The organism is Spirosoma sp. 209, assembly GCF_002006735.1.
Lineage (GTDB): Bacteria > Bacteroidota > Bacteroidia > Cytophagales > Spirosomataceae > Spirosoma > Spirosoma sordidisoli.
The window spans coordinates 124,003-140,682 of the sequence record NZ_MVEC01000011.1 but is presented as its reverse complement, the minus strand read 5'-3'; the positions used below and the strand labels follow the sequence as shown (position 1 = coordinate 140,682).

General features: G+C 53.5%; 15 protein-coding genes. 11 read left to right on the top strand and 4 right to left on the bottom strand.

Features of this window, described 5'->3' with window-relative positions; all coding sequences use genetic code 11:
• Positions 1 to 7 precede the first annotated feature (7 nt).
• Complete coding sequence (gene tilS, locus B1C80_RS18800; protein ID WP_077922751.1) at positions 8 to 1,366, bottom strand: tRNA lysidine(34) synthetase TilS; 1,359 nt, start codon at positions 1,364 to 1,366, stop codon at positions 8 to 10.
• 42 nt (positions 1,367 to 1,408) lie between these two features.
• Between tilS and B1C80_RS18795 the strand changes: the two genes are divergently transcribed.
• From B1C80_RS18795 to B1C80_RS18750, 10 genes are all read left to right on the top strand, one after another.
• On the top strand, positions 1,409 to 3,229 hold the full coding sequence (locus B1C80_RS18795) for an OstA-like protein (RefSeq protein ID WP_369822711.1): 1,821 nt from the start codon (positions 1,409 to 1,411) through the stop codon (positions 3,227 to 3,229).
• Between the two features lie 95 nt (positions 3,230 to 3,324).
• A complete protein-coding gene (locus B1C80_RS18790) occupies positions 3,325 to 3,981 on the top strand; it encodes a T9SS type A sorting domain-containing protein (RefSeq protein WP_077922749.1) in 657 nt (218 codons plus the stop codon).
• Between the two features lie 154 nt (positions 3,982 to 4,135).
• Complete coding sequence (locus B1C80_RS18785; RefSeq protein ID WP_077922748.1) at positions 4,136 to 5,041, top strand: outer membrane protein assembly factor BamD; 906 nt, start codon at positions 4,136 to 4,138, stop codon at positions 5,039 to 5,041.
• A gap of 89 nt (positions 5,042 to 5,130) precedes the next feature.
• Positions 5,131 to 5,442: a DNA-directed RNA polymerase subunit omega gene (locus tag B1C80_RS18780; RefSeq protein WP_077922747.1), complete on the top strand. Its 312-nt coding sequence runs from the start codon at positions 5,131 to 5,133 to the stop codon at positions 5,440 to 5,442.
• 116 nt (positions 5,443 to 5,558) lie between these two features.
• On the top strand, positions 5,559 to 6,788 hold the full coding sequence (gene coaBC / locus B1C80_RS18775) for a bifunctional phosphopantothenoylcysteine decarboxylase/phosphopantothenate--cysteine ligase CoaBC (protein ID WP_077922746.1): 1,230 nt from the start codon (positions 5,559 to 5,561) through the stop codon (positions 6,786 to 6,788).
• Between the two features lie 60 nt (positions 6,789 to 6,848).
• The gene (locus B1C80_RS18770) at positions 6,849 to 7,763 is read left to right on the top strand and encodes a DUF4835 family protein (protein ID WP_077922745.1); all 915 of its coding nucleotides are present in this window, start codon (positions 6,849 to 6,851) and stop codon (positions 7,761 to 7,763) included.
• Between the two features lie 152 nt (positions 7,764 to 7,915).
• Complete coding sequence (gene recN, locus B1C80_RS18765) at positions 7,916 to 9,589, top strand: DNA repair protein RecN (protein WP_077922744.1); 1,674 nt, start codon at positions 7,916 to 7,918, stop codon at positions 9,587 to 9,589.
• Between the two features lie 93 nt (positions 9,590 to 9,682).
• Positions 9,683 to 10,138 (top strand): viral A-type inclusion protein, encoded by a 456-nt coding sequence (locus B1C80_RS18760; protein ID WP_077922743.1) that lies wholly within the window; start codon positions 9,683 to 9,685, stop codon positions 10,136 to 10,138.
• Positions 10,139 to 10,142: 4 nt separating this feature from the next.
• Positions 10,143 to 10,772 carry an SCO family protein gene (locus B1C80_RS18755; protein ID WP_139361684.1) on the top strand — a complete coding sequence of 210 codons (630 nt, stop codon included), beginning with the start codon at positions 10,143 to 10,145 and terminating at the stop codon, positions 10,770 to 10,772.
• Positions 10,769 to 11,224, top strand: a complete 456-nt coding sequence (locus B1C80_RS18750) for a cytochrome c (RefSeq protein ID WP_077922741.1) — start codon at positions 10,769 to 10,771, stop codon at positions 11,222 to 11,224. Before B1C80_RS18755 ends, B1C80_RS18750 begins: the two co-directional genes overlap by 4 nt.
• Here the strand turns inward: B1C80_RS18750 and lptC are convergent.
• From lptC to B1C80_RS18735, 3 genes are read right to left on the bottom strand one after another with little or no spacing between them, the layout of a single operon-like run.
• Positions 11,221 to 11,835 carry an LPS export ABC transporter periplasmic protein LptC gene (gene lptC / locus B1C80_RS18745; protein WP_236648834.1) on the bottom strand — a complete coding sequence of 205 codons (615 nt, stop codon included), beginning with the start codon at positions 11,833 to 11,835 and terminating at the stop codon, positions 11,221 to 11,223. The two genes, B1C80_RS18750 and lptC, sit on opposite strands and share 4 nt — an antisense overlap.
• A gap of 6 nt (positions 11,836 to 11,841) precedes the next feature.
• Positions 11,842 to 13,158: a hypothetical protein gene (locus B1C80_RS18740; protein WP_236648833.1), complete on the bottom strand. Its 1,317-nt coding sequence runs from the start codon at positions 13,156 to 13,158 to the stop codon at positions 11,842 to 11,844.
• On the bottom strand, positions 13,142 to 13,891 hold the full coding sequence (locus B1C80_RS18735) for a type III pantothenate kinase (RefSeq protein ID WP_077922739.1): 750 nt from the start codon (positions 13,889 to 13,891) through the stop codon (positions 13,142 to 13,144). The genes B1C80_RS18740 and B1C80_RS18735 overlap by 17 nt, the downstream gene beginning before the upstream one ends.
• 543 nt (positions 13,892 to 14,434) lie before the next feature.
• Here B1C80_RS18735 and rho point away from each other — a divergent pair.
• The gene (gene rho, locus B1C80_RS18730) at positions 14,435 to 16,678 is read left to right on the top strand and encodes a transcription termination factor Rho (RefSeq protein ID WP_077922738.1); all 2,244 of its coding nucleotides are present in this window, start codon (positions 14,435 to 14,437) and stop codon (positions 16,676 to 16,678) included.
• Positions 16,679 to 16,680 lie beyond the last annotated feature (2 nt).

Here is a 16,680-nt window from a genome sequence, read left to right as displayed (position 1 = left end):
GCAATCGTCACTTCTGACGCCAATTAAATTGTGCGATCCGCCGGGTCTGTTCCGTTATCCGGAATCGGTGACTGATCCGATGCCCAATCACCCAGGCTATTTCGGAATCTGATACCAGCACCGCGATGCGTTCCCGCTCCAGGCGGGGCAGCTTATTACTGTTCAGGAGATCGCTAATTAGTTTTGTTCCCTTCATCCCCAATGGCTGAATCCGGTCTCCGAGATGCCAGGGACGTACGGTCAGCGGAAACCGCAGCTGGTCGGCATCCAGGCAGGCTACCGATGGGTCGGCAGGTATTGAAAATCCGTCCGTCCGCTCGACGAGTTCGACTACCAGTTCAAACTGTTCGGCAACCTCTATCGGGGCTACGGGCCAGTCATGCAGTGCAATCGCGTACTCGTCCAGCCGGCTCAGTGGCTCCAGTGACAAACCCGTTTGTCCTGACGCTAACCGATCGTGAACGACCCGGTGGCTAGCCGACTGGAATACCTGACCCGTAGCCTGGCTGAGGCAGGCCAGCATGGCGTTTACCTGATCAGCCCTGAATCCATAGGAGCTGAGCCATTCGCCCAACTGGAAAGCAGACTCGCGTACGTCAATCAGTTTATGAGCGGGAAGCCAGATCCGGTCAGCCTGCTGCTCAGCAACGGCCTGCCAGCTTTGGGCCAGCTGGTGTTCCAGCAGACGCTCGGCAGCGCGGAGTTTTTCCAGGCTGCGCGGTAAGGTCTCGGTCAGCAAGGCCGGGTTCAGCTCCGTCAGAACCGGTACCACCCGATGCCGAATACGATTACGAGCATATTTATCATCGGCATTGGAGCTATCCTCCCGGTAGGGTGTAGACGCTTCGTGGGCATAGGCAGCGAGTTCATCGCGAGTGGCAAACAGCAACGGCCGGATCACCTCTCCCTGTCGGGGCAAAATCCCGCGCAGCCCCGCTAGGCCGGTACCCCTCGTCAGATTCAGCAGGATCGTTTCCAGGACATCGTTCTGATGGTGAGCGGTAGCCACGGCTGTATACCCATGCTGGCGAACGAGTTCCGTAAACCAGCTATAGCGAAGATCGCGGGCGGCCATCTGGATAGACATACCGCGCCCGGCCGCAATGGTAGCGGTATCGACCCGTGTCAGATGGAACGGAACCCCGTATGCCTGCGCACTGTTTTCTACAAAAGCAGCATCAGCGTCTGACTCAGCCCCCCGTAAACCAAAATTAACATGGGCCACGGCAAACGGCAAACCCGACTGGTGAAACAGATGAGCCATCACCATCGAGTCGAGTCCACCACTCACGGCCAGCAATACGGCATTGGGCGGGGCAATGAGCTTGTTTTCGTTAATATAGTTTAAAAATCGCTCCCTAAACATCCGGCTTCGGCTGGTTGCCGTAGTTTTGTCGTTATGGTAAGTATGCGTACGTATTGTTTGTTGCTTCTGGGTATTGTTGTCAGCCTGTTCAGTTCAGTGGATGCGCTGGCTCAGGTGGGCCGTCCTCCCATGTCGACCGGAGCAACGGATAAGGTTGAGTTGTTACCCGGTGCCGACAGCCTGGTTGGGGTAAACGTTCCGGGCCAGGTTGTCCGAAAAATATACAACAATGTTCGCTTTCGACAGAAAGGCATTCTCATGTACTGCAACCTGGCGATTCAGAACGTAACTACAAACGTTATCGAAGCGTACGGTAACGTTCGGCTCATCCAGGGCGATACTATCAGCGTACGGGGTGATACCATGTTCTACTACGGCAATACCCGACAGGCGAATCTGCGTGGCCGCGTGACCATGCGCGACCGCAAGATGACGCTCACCACGGGTCAGCTCGACTACGATATGATTTCGGGTATCGCTCACTATCCCACGCCCGGCCGGATTGTTGATAAAGAGAACGTGCTGACCAGTCGCGAAGGCTATTACGATACCCGCAGCAAGCTTTTTACCTTTCGACAGAATGTTAAGCTCGTCAACCCCAAAGGTACGTTAACGGCCGACTCGCTGCTCTATAATTCGCTCAGTCGGATCGCGACGTTTCAGGGACCGACCCGAATTACGAACAAGGATGGTGTTCTGACAGCCAGGGAAGGTCAGTACAATACAACCTCCGGCATCTCCAACTTTCAGCGACGGGCCACGGTCGAAACGCCTAAATACCGACTCACGGGTGATTCGCTCTATTATGATAACGTGTCTGAACTGGGAATTGCCAAGGGGAATGTCATCATGGTAGCCAAAGACCGGAAGGCGGTAATTACCGGCGAGCATGTTCGCTATAACGGCAAAGCCGGGGTGTCGCGGGTAACGGGCAAGCCAGTAGCCAAAAGCCTGGCCAACGAAGAAACCAAAGATACGCTCTATCTGCGGGCCGATACGCTGTTCTCCTTCGATGATAAAGTCACCAACACCCGTCGGCTCATGGGGCAGAAAAATGTGTTCGTGTATAAGTCAGACCTGCAGAGCAAGTGTGATTCGCTGATCTACAACACCGCCGACTCTACCATCTATTTCTACAAAAAGCCCATCGTCTGGAGCCAGAACAAGTACCAGATGGAGGCCGACTCCATGCGGGCCCTGCTAAAAGATAATCGCATCAGCACCATGTTTATGAAAACGAAATCGTTCGTGGTTTCGCTCGATACACTTCAGAATTTCAACCAGGTAAAAGGACGCACTATTACGGCCTATTTTACAACCAAGCCTGTTGTCGATGCCCCGCCGGTAACAACAGCCGGTAAGTCGACGACTGCGCTGGCCTCGGCTATTGCTTCCCGAACCAGTACACCCACTGCAACGAAAACCGTAGGGCAGCGCGTATTGGCAAATAACACAGCACCCGCGTCAGCGACGGCACCCGTACGCGAACAGACCGCTCTGGAACGAGTCGTTGTTGAGGGCAACGGGCAGAGTATTTATTACGCTGTGGATGAAAAGAACCGGATGATTGGGCTGAACCACGTTGAGTGTAGCCGCATGAACATTGAATTTGCCGACAACAAAGTAGGGCGCATTCGATTTTACGGCCAGCCCGACGCTCAGCTGATTCCGCCGAAAGAAATTACCGACGATGCCAAAGAACTCGATGGCTTCCGATGGCGCGATGCCGAAAAGCCGACCAAGGCACAGGTCCTGTGGCTGGAGACTCCGCCTGCCGAGCAGCCACCCGCTAGAAAAACACTAAAAACAAAGTCACCAACTAAACCTTTAGCTAAGAAACTCGTTCAAAGGAGTATAAATTAATGGTTTTAACAATTTTTTAGACAGTACGTCGTTGACTTTGTCTTTTTCCGTGAATACGTTTGTGGTGAATAGGAGTATACCTGAATTCGAACTTGATGAAACAATTTATACTTATGAGTGTGTTGTCGGGCTTGCTTTTGGCTACAGTCCCGCTCAGAGCGCAGGTCGCTCAGCGGGATTCGGACGCCCGAAAAGGCAGCCGGCTTGAACTGGGCCGAACCCCGACGACATCACGAATAGCCTCAAAACCGGTGTTGTCACGGCGCTTCTCGCTCGTGCCTAACCCCGCAACGGTTGGCCTGGATCGGTCCGTACACCTCCAGAAAAATACGCCGATCAACGAGCACTACCGCACCTTGCTGATGACTAAACCCATGACCAAGTCGGCGAATGGTCGCTCTTCGGCCTCAGAAACGGGATCGATTGCATCTGCGGATGCGCGGCCACTGGCAGGATCTGAAATCAAGGCAGAAGACCGGTTGTTTGCCAACGAGAAAATTTCCGTTTCCAACGCTTATCCAAACCCCGCTGATGATGCGGCCGAAATTGATTATCAGTTTACGGCGCCGGGCGATGCCCGCCTTGTCATGGTGAACGTGCTGGGGGCGCCGGTTGGCGAATACAACCTGGAGCAGGGAGAACGTAAACTACGCATCGGTACCCGCAACCTACCCACCGGTTATTATCTGTATCAACTATCGGTAGACGGCAGAAAAGTGGCCACCAAACGCCTGCTGGTTCGCCATCAATAAGTAACGTGCTTACATTGAAGCCGAAAGAAGCCAGATTTCTTTAACACAAATTAACGGTCAATCGTCATAACAGACTTGACCGGCACGGCACTATCCAGGCTGCATCGTCGTTAAAACGGTGTAGCCTCTGTTTTTTTTGTATCTTTGCCTTCGTATGCAACAAAGTCATTTTGTAAAGGTTCTGCTGGGAACGTGGATTGTGTTTGTGCTGGGTTCGTGTAGTCCATTCTCGAAACTACAGAAGAACGGGACCGATGATGAGAAGTACAAAGGAGCGGTAGAATATTATAAGAAAGAAGACTGGTACCGGGCGGGGCTATTGTTTGAAGAACTCATTCCGGTTCTGAAGGGAAGCACCGAGTCGGAGATGGCTCAGTTCTACTACGCCTATACCCAATATCATCAGCAGCAGTATCTGCTTAGCGCTACGCTGTTCAAGAAATTCTACGAAACCTTTGCCCGCTCGGAGTACGCCCAGGAAGCGATGTATATGTACGCTTTCTCCCTGTACAAAGATACGCCCCAGTTCAACCTCGACCAGTCGAACACGCTGACAGCTACCTCGGCTCTGCAGGATTTTATTAATGCTTATCCTGACAGCAAATACCGCGACGACTGTACCCGCATGATTCTGGAGTTACGGCAAAAGCTGGAACGTAAAGCCTACGAGAAAGCCAAACTGTATTACAAAACCAGCGGTTTCAACATTGCTTCGTACAAGTCGTCGGTCATTGCGATCAACAACTTCCAGAAAGAGTTTCCGGATTCGCAATACAACGAAGAACTCGCCTTTCTGAAAGTTGACGCGGAGTTCAGCCTGGCTCAGAACAGCCTGGAGACCAAACAGAAGGAACGTTATCAGGAAGCAATCAATTATTATCAGGAGTTTGTTGACAAATACCCCAAGAGCCGCTTCCTGAAAGAGTCGGAAAAAATGTATGAAACCAGCCAAAAAGAGTTGGAGCGCCTGACGAAGCTGGAACAGGAACGCGAAAAAGAAAAACAAAATGCGCAGCCCGATGCCAGTCGGCCAGCTAAGGTCACGGCGGCTAATCAATAATTGCTTTCGGGCACACGAGCCGTTTACAGATCCTTGCTGAAACGGCCTGATGATCAAACCGAAGGCAGAAAACAGTAACACTGAAAATTATGGCAACCAATCAATCTATCATCACCCGCGACAACGACAAGATTGCCGCCCAGACGGGGAACCTGTACGAGTCGGTGTCGATTATCTCGAAGCGCGCCCGGCAGATCTCGTCTAAGAACAAAGAAGAGCTGAGCAACAAATTGTCAGAATTCGTTTCGGCCGTCGATAATCTGGAAGAGGTATTCGAGAACCGTGAGCAGATCGAGATTTCGAAATTCTACGAGCGTATGCCCAAGCCAACATCGATCGCTACCGACGAATTTCTGGAGGGTAAAGTATACTGGCGTTATAACGACGAAGAAGCGCAGTAGTCTTCGTCTGGTCTATACAAGTAACCGCACGGTCCAGATGCCGTGCGGTTTTTTTGGTTTGGACGCATGCCCCGAACCGCGCCGGTTCTGGCGGTTCAGCTAACGTAATCATGTCTATGGTATTAGCCGGTAAACGAGTTCTTTTAGGTGTTTCGGGCAGTATTTCGGCCTATAAATCGGCGCTTCTTGTTCGCCTGCTAGTCAAGGCCGGGGCCGACGTGCAGGTCGTCATGACCGAGTCGGCCAAAACATTCATCACACCGCTGACGCTGGCTACTTTATCGAAGCGTCCCGTACTGTCGGCTTTCGCCCATACAGAAGACGGGCAGTGGAACAATCACGTGGAGCTTGGCCTCTGGGCCGACGCCGTAGTGATTGCACCCGCTTCGGCCCACACCCTGGCCCGCTGTGCCTATGCGATTTGCAACGACCTGCTGTCGGCAGTGTATCTGTCGGCAAAATGCCCCGTCTTCTTCGCTCCGGCTATGGACCTCGACATGTACCGGCATCCGGCTACGGTCGGGAACCTGCATCGGCTCGAGTCATTCGGCAATCACATCATACGAGCTGAATACGGTGAACTGGCCAGTGGCCTGGTGGGCGAAGGGCGCCTGGCCGAACCCGAAGCCATTGTACAGGTCCTGGAAACGTTCTGGGCCAAAAGCACCACGGCTAGCCTGACCGGGAAACAGGTGCTGATTACGGCTGGCCCCACGCAGGAGCCTATCGACCCGGTGCGGTATATCAGTAACCATTCTACCGGCAAAATGGGGTACGCGATTGCAGCGGCCTTTGCGCAGGCTGGGGCACTGGTTACCCTGGTCAGCGGCCCTACCAGCCTGCCTCTGCCCCACCCCGCCATTCGGCGCATCGACGTGCGGTCGGCCCAGGATATGTTCAGCGCCACACAGGCCGCTTTTAGCCAGGCTGATATCACGATTCTCAATGCCGCCGTGGCCGATTATACGCCGGCCCACCCCGCTGATCAGAAGATCAAAAAGAAGGAAGCTCAGTTCGCCATTGAACTCGTTAAAACCGTTGACATTGCCGCTTCTCTGGGTCAGCAAAAACGGGAAGGTCAGTTGATGATGGGGTTCGCGCTGGAAACGAATAATGAACAGGAGAACGCGCTCAAGAAACTCCATGCCAAAAACCTCGACTGGATTGTGCTAAATTCACTGCGGGATTCGGGGGCTGGTTTTGGACACGATACCAATAAAATTACCGTTATTGACAGGGACGAACAAGTGCGTGAATTTGCCTTGAAATCCAAAGAAGACGTGGCGCAGGATTTGTTACAGATTGTGCTTGAGAAGCTCGGTTCGCAGCCGGCCCTCACCGTCTGACAGGTTTCCCGTTTCAGCCCGATTGCGCATCAGACTCTGGTCGTCAGAAAAAAGCTTTATATGAAATTGCTAAAAACCTTGCTGTTAGTAGGTGTTCTGGTCAATTCGGCCCGGGCCCAGGAGCTGAACTGTACGGTGACGATTAACTCCGACCAGCTTTTCGCAGCCCAGAAGACGGACTTTTCGTACGTCAATCAGTTACAGGGAATCATTTCGGAGTTCATGAATGCGCGCCGATGGACAAACGACCAGTTCGCCCCCAACGAGCGGATCAACTGTTCCATGAATATAAACCTGGTGAAATCACTGGCTCAGGGGGTTTTCGAAGCTACCGCCCAGATTACCGTTACCCGACCCGTATACGGTACCAGCTACGAAACCACAATTTTCAACTACGTGGATCGGGCTTTCAATTTCGTTTACCTGCCCACCACCCCCGTCTTCTTTCGCGAGAACCAGTTTTCCGATGACCTGACCTCACTGCTGGCCTTTTACGCCAACGTCATACTGGCCGTTGATTATGACACATTTAGTCGGCAGGGCGGTAATCTGTTCATTCAGCGCGCGTACGCCATCACGAACCTGGCTCAGCAGGGCTCACCAAACGCGGCCTGGCAAACCGGAGGTGACCGTCGTAACCGCTACTGGCTCATCGAGAACTTGCAGAACCAGCAGCTGCTGCCGTTCCGGGATGGGCTGTATACGTACCACCGCCTGGGACTGGACACCTTTGCCGCCAATCCCGTACAGGCCCGGAAGCAAACGCTCGACCTGCTCGGTACCATTCGGACCATCGGTCTGCAACTTCCCAATTCGGTGCTGATTAATTCGTTCTTCGATGCCAAATCGCAGGAGTTGTTCAACATTCTGTACGAAGGTACTCCCGCCGAGCGCCAGCGAAGCTTCGAGCTGCTTTCCTATCTCGACCCCAGTAAAACCGAAGTGTATCGTAAACTGGTTGCCAGCGGCCAGTAATGGGAGCCGCCGGGCTACCTGACAGGCTGAGTTACAGTAGCCAGTGAACGGGTATTATCTTTACATTTTTTCATCGGAATCGGCACAAGACGTACGGCTTCCTCAGAACTGAGTGCTGGCTGGTATTGTTAGCTATTTGAGGAACCTCACCTATGCTATCGCACTTATTGATAAAAAATTACGCCCTGATCGATGAGCTCGAACTCGCCCCTGACCGCGAGCTGAATATCATCACAGGCGAAACGGGCGCTGGTAAGTCTATCATGCTGGGCGCCATTGGCTTGCTGCTGGGTAATCGGGCCGATACCAGAGTGCTCTACAACCCGGAGCTGAAATGTGTCATTGAAGGCACGTTCGGCGTGGCCGGTTATGCTATCGAACGAATTTTCGAGGAAGAAGAACTCGACTTCTCGGACAGCTGTATTGTGCGTCGGGAAATCGGCGTCAGTGGCAAATCGAGGGCTTTTGTTAACGATACCCCCGTTAACCTCGAAACGCTGCGTCGGGTTACGAGCCAGATCATGGATATTCACTCCCAGCATGATTCCATACTGCTCGGCTCTAACGACTACCAGCTGGAAATTGTCGACACCTACGCCCAGAACGATACGTTACTCCGGCAGTACCGCACTGACTACCAGGCCTACCGCGCCAAAAAGAGCATCTACGATCAGCTACAGGCAGAAGCTGCAGCCATGCGGAAAGAGTTCGACTACAACAATTTCCTGTACGAAGAACTGGTCAAAGCCCAACTGACCCCTGACGAGCAGGAAGCCCTCGAGCAGGAACTCAACATCCTGGAGAATGCCGAAGAGATCAAAGAAAGACTTCAGCTAGCCTACGAATACCTGGACAACGCGGAACAGTCGGTCATCGATTTTCTCAAGAGTACCGTCAGCAATCTCTCCTACATCAGTAAGCTTTCCGATCAGTACGAACAGTTGCAGCAGCGGGCGCAGAGTAGCCTGATTGAACTGCGGGATCTGGCGGATGAAATCAGCACCGAACAGGACAATGTCGAAATTGACGATGCCCGGGCCGAAACCATTCGGGAGCGGCTGAACCTACTGTATCAGTTGCAAACCAAGCACCAGGCTACCGACGTAACCGCTTTGATCAGGCTGCGTGATGAGCTGGGGCAGAAAGTAAGCAAGGTGCTGAATCTGGACGATGAGCTGGCCGAAGCCAAAACCCAGACCGAAGCTGCCCGCGCCCAGTTGCTGGAGAGCGCTAACGCCCTGTCGGCGGCACGCCTGGCCGTACTCGAGTTGATTGAAGCAGAAATTGATGGTTTGCTGCATGATCTGGGCATGCCTAACGCATCCCTGAAAATCCAGGCCGAGACTGGCAAGCCCAGCGCAACGGGGATCGATGTGATTACTTTCCTGTTCAGCGCCAACAAGGGTATAAAACCCCAGCAGCTTAAAAACGTAGCTTCTGGTGGTGAATTCTCGCGGCTGATGATGGCCATCAAATACATACTGGCCAATAAGCGCTCGTTGCCAACCATTATTTTCGACGAGATCGATACGGGTGTCTCGGGTGAAATTGCAATCAAGATGGGTAATATGATGCGCGACATGGCCCACAGCCACCAGATTATCGCCATTACCCACCTGCACCAGATTGCCGGACAAGGCACAGCCCACTACTTTGTTTACAAAGACAATACAGCCGCCAAGACCGTCAGCCGAATCAGGAGATTGTCATTTGATGAGCGAGTGAGCGAAATTGCGCAGATGATAGGAGGCAAGAACCCGTCGGCCAGCGCAATCAAAAACGCCCGCGAACTGTTGAAGCAACGGGCCACCGCTACGGTCAGATAACAGGGCGGTATACGTCATGTCGGTCTATAGTAATTCCTGCCAATCTACCTGAGTTCTACTACCTAGCTTAATTATACCTAGCTTAATTAATTTATGCACAATCGTGTTGTGTTATTGACCGGCCTGCTCACTGCCACCCTTTTTCTCGGAAGCTGCCAGTCGAATGACGATGCCGTACGGGAGGCCGAAAATGAAGTTTTTGCGATTCACGACGAGGTGATGCCCAAAACGAGCGATATCCTGGGGCTGAAGAAACAGTTGAACCAGCGCCTGACGGCTATCGACAGCCTGGGAGAGGCCGGTTCACCAGCGGCCACGCTACGGGCCGACGAAGACCGGGAACAACTCATGCGGCTGCGTAAAAACCTCTCAGATGCCGATAGCTCGATGATGAGCTGGATGAACCATTACAACGGCGACACCCTCACTACACTTTCCTCAGAAGAAGCTTTGCGTTACCTGGCGGAGCAAAAAGATCAGATCAATGAAGTCAAAACAAGAGTCAATTCGAGTATCGAGCAAGCCCGCTCGTTTCTGGGTAAGAATTAACAGAATGGCTGTGGTGCTGCTCGCAGCCGGCCTGGTGCTGTCGTGCAGTCAGTCGGATGAAAAACTACCCATCCTGAGTAGGCGGGAAGCCGTTACCAAAGTAGTAGATGGGAAATCGGTAACCGATTCAGTATACCAGACTATTCCCGATTTTGCCTTCGTCAGCCAGTATGGCGATACGGTCACGGCGAAAGCCGTTGCCAACAAAATCTACGTGGCCGATTTTTTCTTTACCAGCTGCCCTACCATCTGTCCCAAGATGAAAGTACAGCTGAAGCGGGTTTATGAGACGTTTAAAGGCAACCCGGATGTTATGCTGCTTTCTCATACAATTGACCCGGCGCACGATTCCGTAGCCGTACTGCGCGAATTTGCCGACAACCTGGGCATAAGCGGCCGGCAATGGCTCTTCGTAACCGGCGATCGGGAAACAATTTATGACATCGGGCAGAACAGCTACATGGTCACCGCCCAACAGGATTCATCGGCCCCGGGTGGTGTTGTACACAGCGGAGCTTTTATCCTTGTCGATAAGCAACGGCATATACGCGGTATTTACGACGGCACCACGCAGGAAGGCGTTGATAAACTGATGAATGACATAAACCGGCTATTGGCTGAATACAAATCATGACAATACGGCTGGGTTTATATGCTACGCTGGCGGGTCTGCTTACCCTGGCATCGTGCCAGAGTGATGAAGAGATAAAGCGGCAGAAATACATTACCGAAGGGATCTTGCTGTACAAAAGCAACTGCGCCAACTGCCATCAGGCTGACGGGAAAGGGGTTGCAGCGCTCTACCCGCCCCTTGCTGGGTCCGATTATCTCGCCAACAAGGACAAAGTTATCTGCCTCATCAAGTATGGACTGAATGGCCCAATCGTTGTGAACGGAAAGCGGTATAACCGACCGATGCCGGCTCAGCTACAGCTCAGCGATCTGGAAGTGGCCGAGATTACCACCTATATTTATAATGAGTGGGGAAAAGAAACCGGGCTAACCAGTGTCACGGCCGTTACGCCTATACTAAAAGCCTGCGAAACCAACGCGCAGCAGAACCCGGCTCCTGCGTCCGCTCCCTAATAGGCAGGATTCGTTTCTACGTTGAAGACCCCGGTTGGCTTACGGATCCTGTAGTTCGTAAAATCCTGATTGGCATCCAGCCCGAGCCCGTACAGGTTTTCGCCGGTAAGCTGGCTGATGACTGTCACCCGCTTTTCGGTGTACACCTTTTTGGTTGCCGGATTCCAGTTCAGCTCGGGCGTCAGCAGCTTTTCCTGTTTCTGCTTGTTGATTACAACAACATGACCCATAACGGTATAGAGGTTCTTTTCTTTGCTGTACCGTCCCGAATCAGACCGTAGGGTAGTCACCTCTTCACCAGCCGGGCCGTAGAAAACGATGTTAACCTCTTTAGGATAAGTCCGGTTATCGTTGGCATACCGATACTGTTTGGCCGTGGTCAGCTTGACTTTCAACAGGGCCGCTTCGCTATACAGTAGTTTGACGTCGTTAATCTCTTCGATTGGCCCTTTGTACGGGGATACCTTCCTGGTCGGCTTCGGGTCTTCGCAGCCCAGCAGCAATACGGCTCCCAGCAGGCAAACGTAAAATGGATACCGGAAAGCCAGTCTGGTCCATCCAGACCATTTGTCTGCATTTCTGGTATCCATTTTACCTGTCACGCTATTCATGCTGTATCAATCGACTACCTGCTTCCGGAACCACCAGTCGTTCAGCGAGAAGCCTAACGCCATACGGACGTACTGTTCACGAATCTGACTGCCCGTCAGCACCCCGCGCTGGCCACCCACAACCGAAACGGTGATGTGATTGACCAAATAGGCGCCGAGGGGTAAAGAGATGCCAACACTACCATTGATGTCTTTGATTTGTTCACCTGCCACGCGGTAAGGCATCTGATTATACTGGAAACCGGCCCGGTAAGTTATGAGATCCCGATAGCGAGTAGAGTTTGCTTTAGGGGTGTACTCCAGCCCGGTGGCTACGGTCAAGCCGTCGGTTAGGTTTCCGGGCTGATCGCTGACCGTTCGGAACTGGGTCCATTTCTGAAATCCGACGTCGATACCGACCAGGAATGTATTGTTGCGCTCCAGACTTAGCCCGACATGCAACTGCTGGGGCAGCGTAGCCCGCCCATTGGCTCCGTACCGAAGGGTATCGGGCGATGAGATGGCCAGCCCGGTCAGTGTCGTTTGCTGGTAAATATCGGTCTCGGTAGCGTTGATGCGCGTCTGCGGATCGTACGTAGCTCCCAGGTTCAGGGTCCAGTTTGTGCTGAGTTTTGGGCGCCAGGCCGCTCCCAGTTTCCACACGATATCGCTGTAATTGGCCCGGTTCAGGCGGGCGACCCGGGTATCCTGTACGCCCACATTGGTTTCGTTGATGAGAACGCGCGAATCCGAAGTGTTGGTGATGTTGCCAAATACAAAGGCCGCTTCGGCACCGGCATAAATGTTTTTACCGATGCGAAACCCACTGGCAAAAGCAGCTTTGTTAAGACCACCCCGACCAGTATAGTTGTATTCGGCTTCGTAGATCGTACTGCCAATGGGCCGGTACTGCCGGGTGCTGTAGTCGACGTAGGTATACGGGCGCAGGCTCAGCGACATATTCCAGCGTGAGTTGGCCGGAAAAGCCAGGGCCAGATAGCCCAGGTTGCCACCGAAATCGCGCTGGCTCTGCGTACTGCCGTTCAGATTCTGGGTGAGCGACTTCGATTGGCCCATCAACCCAACTTCGAAAACAGTGAACCGTGTACGCCGGGCCAACAGGGCCGGATTTTGTAGATTCAGGTAGAACGGGCTGGCATTACTGATGCCAATACCCCCCATACCCATGTTCGTGACGTTGCCAGAGGTATATTGTTCGCCAAGACCCAGCGCGGAGTATGGCGAATTTCCTAATCCCTGCGCCAGAACCACTGGTGCGGTCGCGGCAATGGCCAGCAAACTATGCGTTAACGTCTGGCGTATCCGCTTATAAATTTTCAACATTATACTGTAAAATACGATTCAATCCAATCAGCACCAGTTCGGATACTGCAAATATCGGGGGTTTCAAACGACTTTCAAAGGTTGGACCGTCTCCCCCGCACAACACCACCACTAAACCGGGACGTTCGCGCCGGTAGTAATCGATGATTCCGTTCATTTCCAGAGACAGTCCGTTCAGTACGCCACTCATCATAGCCTGCCGCGTATTAGTTGCCGTGAGCGCCGGCCATTGCTGATCATCCAGCACGAGCCCCTGCTCCAGATCCAGCAACGGCAAACGCGCCGTTTGTTCGTGCATAGCCCGAAACCGCATGCGCAGCCCGGGCGAGATCAGCCCTCCCTCAAAAATACCCTCTTTACTGACCAGATCGGCCGTAAGGCAGGTACCCAGGTCTAGAACCAGGCAGTGCTGATCCGGAAAAAGCGTAACCGCCCCTACGGCAGCCGCTATTCGGTCGGCTCCCAGCGTATAGGGTGTATCGTACTGTTTCCGAATAGGAACGGGTGTGTACCCATCCAGCACTAACAGCTTGTCACTCAAGGCTCCCAAACCCTCCCGAATGTCGCTGGCAGGCCGGCTCGTTGACGATACGATGCCGTGATCGAAAGGGCGCTGGGCTACGTCGGCCAGTAAGTCATCGACCGAGTGGTAACGGCCCGCATCCATCAACCCGGCGCTTTCAAACCAACCAGCCTTCAGGGTTGAATTGCCCCAGTCTATTACCAGATTCATGTAAATTAGTCAGTCGAAACAGCGTCTTGAGGAAGGTGTTCGGGAAAGGTAACGACGGAGATGCAGGCAATCGTTACAGCAGGATGGAGATTTAAGCATTTTTAAGGAAAATACCAGTTAATAAGCCCGATCGGGAAACATTTTCAGATCGCTGACGTTATCTTGACAAAATCGGAACGGTTTGTTACCTTTGCCCACATCAATCTGGTCGGCAGGTAGCTCTTTTCGGAGGCACAGCTCGTACTACGGCAGACCATCCGTTTTCCAAACGTCTCTATAACCACCGCGTCTGGCCTCACCGGACCTTTGTGTTTGGATAAAGTAAGAGTACTTCCCGTTCACTTTTTTAGATTAACCCCATTGCCCAGTTAACTCAACTTATTGCGGTTACCTTGTCCGGTTCTTTAAGAATCAGCTCGTTACGGCACTCGTCCGACCCGCGCACCTGCCCTTCGGGCATTTACTTCTCCGTATCAGCAACCCCCATTTTCTATTCTGACCGTCCGGTCGGTCCTGCCAAGGTTCCCTGTTAACCTGAACTGTATGTACAACAAAGAAGAATTGAGTATGAAGCTTCTTTCTGAGCTTCAACCCATTGCCGAGCAATTCGGTATTCGCGACATCGCGAGATACACCAAAGAAAAACTAATTTATAGAATCATCGACGAACAGTCGAAAACGCCTGTTTCGGAAAGTGAGGAGGCCGCCATTGAAGCGCCACGCCGTGGTCGTCGCCCCAAGGCAGCACCAGCGGCCGAAGCTACTCCACCAGCCGAGCCGGCTGAACCAGTAGCTAAGCCAGAACCAGCCCGAAGTCGCCAGCGGACTCGTCGCGATGCCGATGCAGCCCCTACTCCTCCCCCAACGTCTGAAACTGGCGAGACCACTATCTCAACCGCCGAAGCCCCTGTAGCCGAAGCCGAGCCGGGAACGTTCCCGGCCGATGCCCAGCCAGCACAGCAACCCCAGCCGGAATTGTTGGAAAGCGCCCAGCCAGCCATCGATGCAGCACCACCACAAACGGCCGCTGAAACCAGTGCAGCAACCAGCACGCCAACGGAAGCCCGATCGTCGGAGCGACCACTCCGTACCCGGGAGCGGGTTGGTAACGCGAACGGCGACCCTACCCGGACTCGCCCCGAAAACAATCGGGATGGCGGTCAGCGCGACGGAGCAGCCCGGGATGGTGGACAGCGCGACCAGAATCGGCAGCGTATGCAACGCCCCGACGGACAACCCGCCGGTCCGCGTGATCCTAACGGTCGGCAGCGGTTCGAAAACCGGAGCGACCGGCCCGCTGGTGACGATTTATCTGCCGACCGCTCTGTCCGTCCGCGCGATGGCGGCCGTCGTGACAATATGCGCGAAGGAGGCCCCGGTCACCGTTCGCGGATACCAAGACCTGTTGCCGACGATACAGCGATAAACTACAACGCTCAACCGGAAGACGAGTTTATCACACCTACCGTTGTTTCTGAAGACAACAGCGGGAATATGCAGTCGGCACCGGCGGCCCCCGTTACGGAAGAGTCCAACGACCAGCCTACGGATGTTCAACAGGCAGATCAGCCTGCTTCGGCGCAGATGCCCCAGGTTCCGCAGCCGTCCCGCGAAGCGCAGGAGTATCAGAATCGCATTCGTCGGCAGTACAACCAGCACATCCGGGAGTTTGACGGTATCATCGATAACGAAGGGGTACTGGAAATTATGTCCGATGGTGGCTATGGGTTCCTGCGGTCGGCTGACTACAATTACCTCGCCAGCCCGGATGATATTTATGTATCGCCCTCGCAGATCAAGCTGTTCGGCCTGAAAACCGGCGACACGGTGCGCGGAGCCATTCGCCCACCCAAAGAGGGGGAAAAATACTTTGCCCTGCTGCGGGTAACGACCGTCAACGGGAAAACCACCGAGGAGATTCGTGATCGTATTCCGTTCGAGTACCTGACTCCGCTTTTCCCCGAGGAGCAGCTTCACCTCAGCAACCGGCCCGAGAATTATTCGTCGCGGGTGCTCGATCTGTTTGCTCCTATCGGAAAAGGGCAGCGTGGTATGATCGTCGCGCAGCCGAAAACAGGTAAGACGGTATTGCTGAAAGAGATTGCCAATGCCATTACCCGGAATCACCCGGAGGTCTACCTGATCGTGCTGCTCATCGACGAACGGCCCGAGGAGGTAACCGACATGGCCCGCAGCGTCAATGCCGAAGTTATTTCATCGACCTTTGATGAGCAGGCCGACCGCCACGTAAAAGTGTCGAGTATGGTACTAGAAAAGGCGAAGCGGATGGTTGAATGTGGCCACGATGTGGTTATCCTGCTCGATTCGATCACGCGTCTGGCGCGGGCTTACAACACCGTGGTTCCGTCGTCGGGTAAAATCCTGTCAGGTGGTGTAGATGCCAACGCGCTGCACCGGCCCAAGCGTTTCTTCGGCGCAGCCCGGAACGTGGAGAATGGCGGATCGCTGACGATCATCGCTACGGCCCTGATCGATACAGGTTCGAAAATGGACGAGGTGATCTTCGAAGAATTTAAAGGTACGGGTAACATGGAGCTTCAGCTGGACCGCAAACTGGCTAACAAACGCATCTACCCCGCTGTTGACGTGATGGCCTCGGGAACCCGCCGGGAAGATCTGCTGCTCGATAAGGAAACCCTGCAACGGGTCTGGATTCTGCGTAAGCACATGTCAGATATGAACCCAATGGAAAGCATGGACTTCCTCCTCGATCGGATGAAGGGCACCCGGAACAACGAAGAATTCCTGATCTCGATGAATCGTTAACA

Bases quoted from the DNA above. Each gene is read 5' to 3' on its own strand.
- tilS (WP_077922751.1), bottom strand. From the start codon at position 1,366: ATGTTTAGGGAGCGATTTTTAAACTATATTAACGAAAACAAGCTCATT.
- B1C80_RS18795 (WP_369822711.1), top strand. From the start codon at position 1,409: ATGCGTACGTATTGTTTGTTGCTTCTGGGTATTGTTGTCAGCCTGTTC.
- B1C80_RS18790 (WP_077922749.1), top strand. From the start codon at position 3,325: ATGAAACAATTTATACTTATGAGTGTGTTGTCGGGCTTGCTTTTGGCT.
- B1C80_RS18785 (WP_077922748.1), top strand. From the start codon at position 4,136: ATGCAACAAAGTCATTTTGTAAAGGTTCTGCTGGGAACGTGGATTGTG.
- B1C80_RS18780 (WP_077922747.1), top strand. From the start codon at position 5,131: ATGGCAACCAATCAATCTATCATCACCCGCGACAACGACAAGATTGCC.
- coaBC (WP_077922746.1), top strand. From the start codon at position 5,559: ATGGTATTAGCCGGTAAACGAGTTCTTTTAGGTGTTTCGGGCAGTATT.
- B1C80_RS18770 (WP_077922745.1), top strand. From the start codon at position 6,849: ATGAAATTGCTAAAAACCTTGCTGTTAGTAGGTGTTCTGGTCAATTCG.
- recN (WP_077922744.1), top strand. From the start codon at position 7,916: ATGCTATCGCACTTATTGATAAAAAATTACGCCCTGATCGATGAGCTC.
- B1C80_RS18760 (WP_077922743.1), top strand. From the start codon at position 9,683: ATGCACAATCGTGTTGTGTTATTGACCGGCCTGCTCACTGCCACCCTT.
- B1C80_RS18755 (WP_139361684.1), top strand. From the start codon at position 10,143: ATGGCTGTGGTGCTGCTCGCAGCCGGCCTGGTGCTGTCGTGCAGTCAG.
- B1C80_RS18750 (WP_077922741.1), top strand. From the start codon at position 10,769: ATGACAATACGGCTGGGTTTATATGCTACGCTGGCGGGTCTGCTTACC.
- lptC (WP_236648834.1), bottom strand. From the start codon at position 11,835: ATGAATAGCGTGACAGGTAAAATGGATACCAGAAATGCAGACAAATGG.
- B1C80_RS18740 (WP_236648833.1), bottom strand. From the start codon at position 13,158: ATGTTGAAAATTTATAAGCGGATACGCCAGACGTTAACGCATAGTTTG.
- B1C80_RS18735 (WP_077922739.1), bottom strand. From the start codon at position 13,891: ATGAATCTGGTAATAGACTGGGGCAATTCAACCCTGAAGGCTGGTTGG.
- rho (WP_077922738.1), top strand. From the start codon at position 14,435: ATGTACAACAAAGAAGAATTGAGTATGAAGCTTCTTTCTGAGCTTCAA.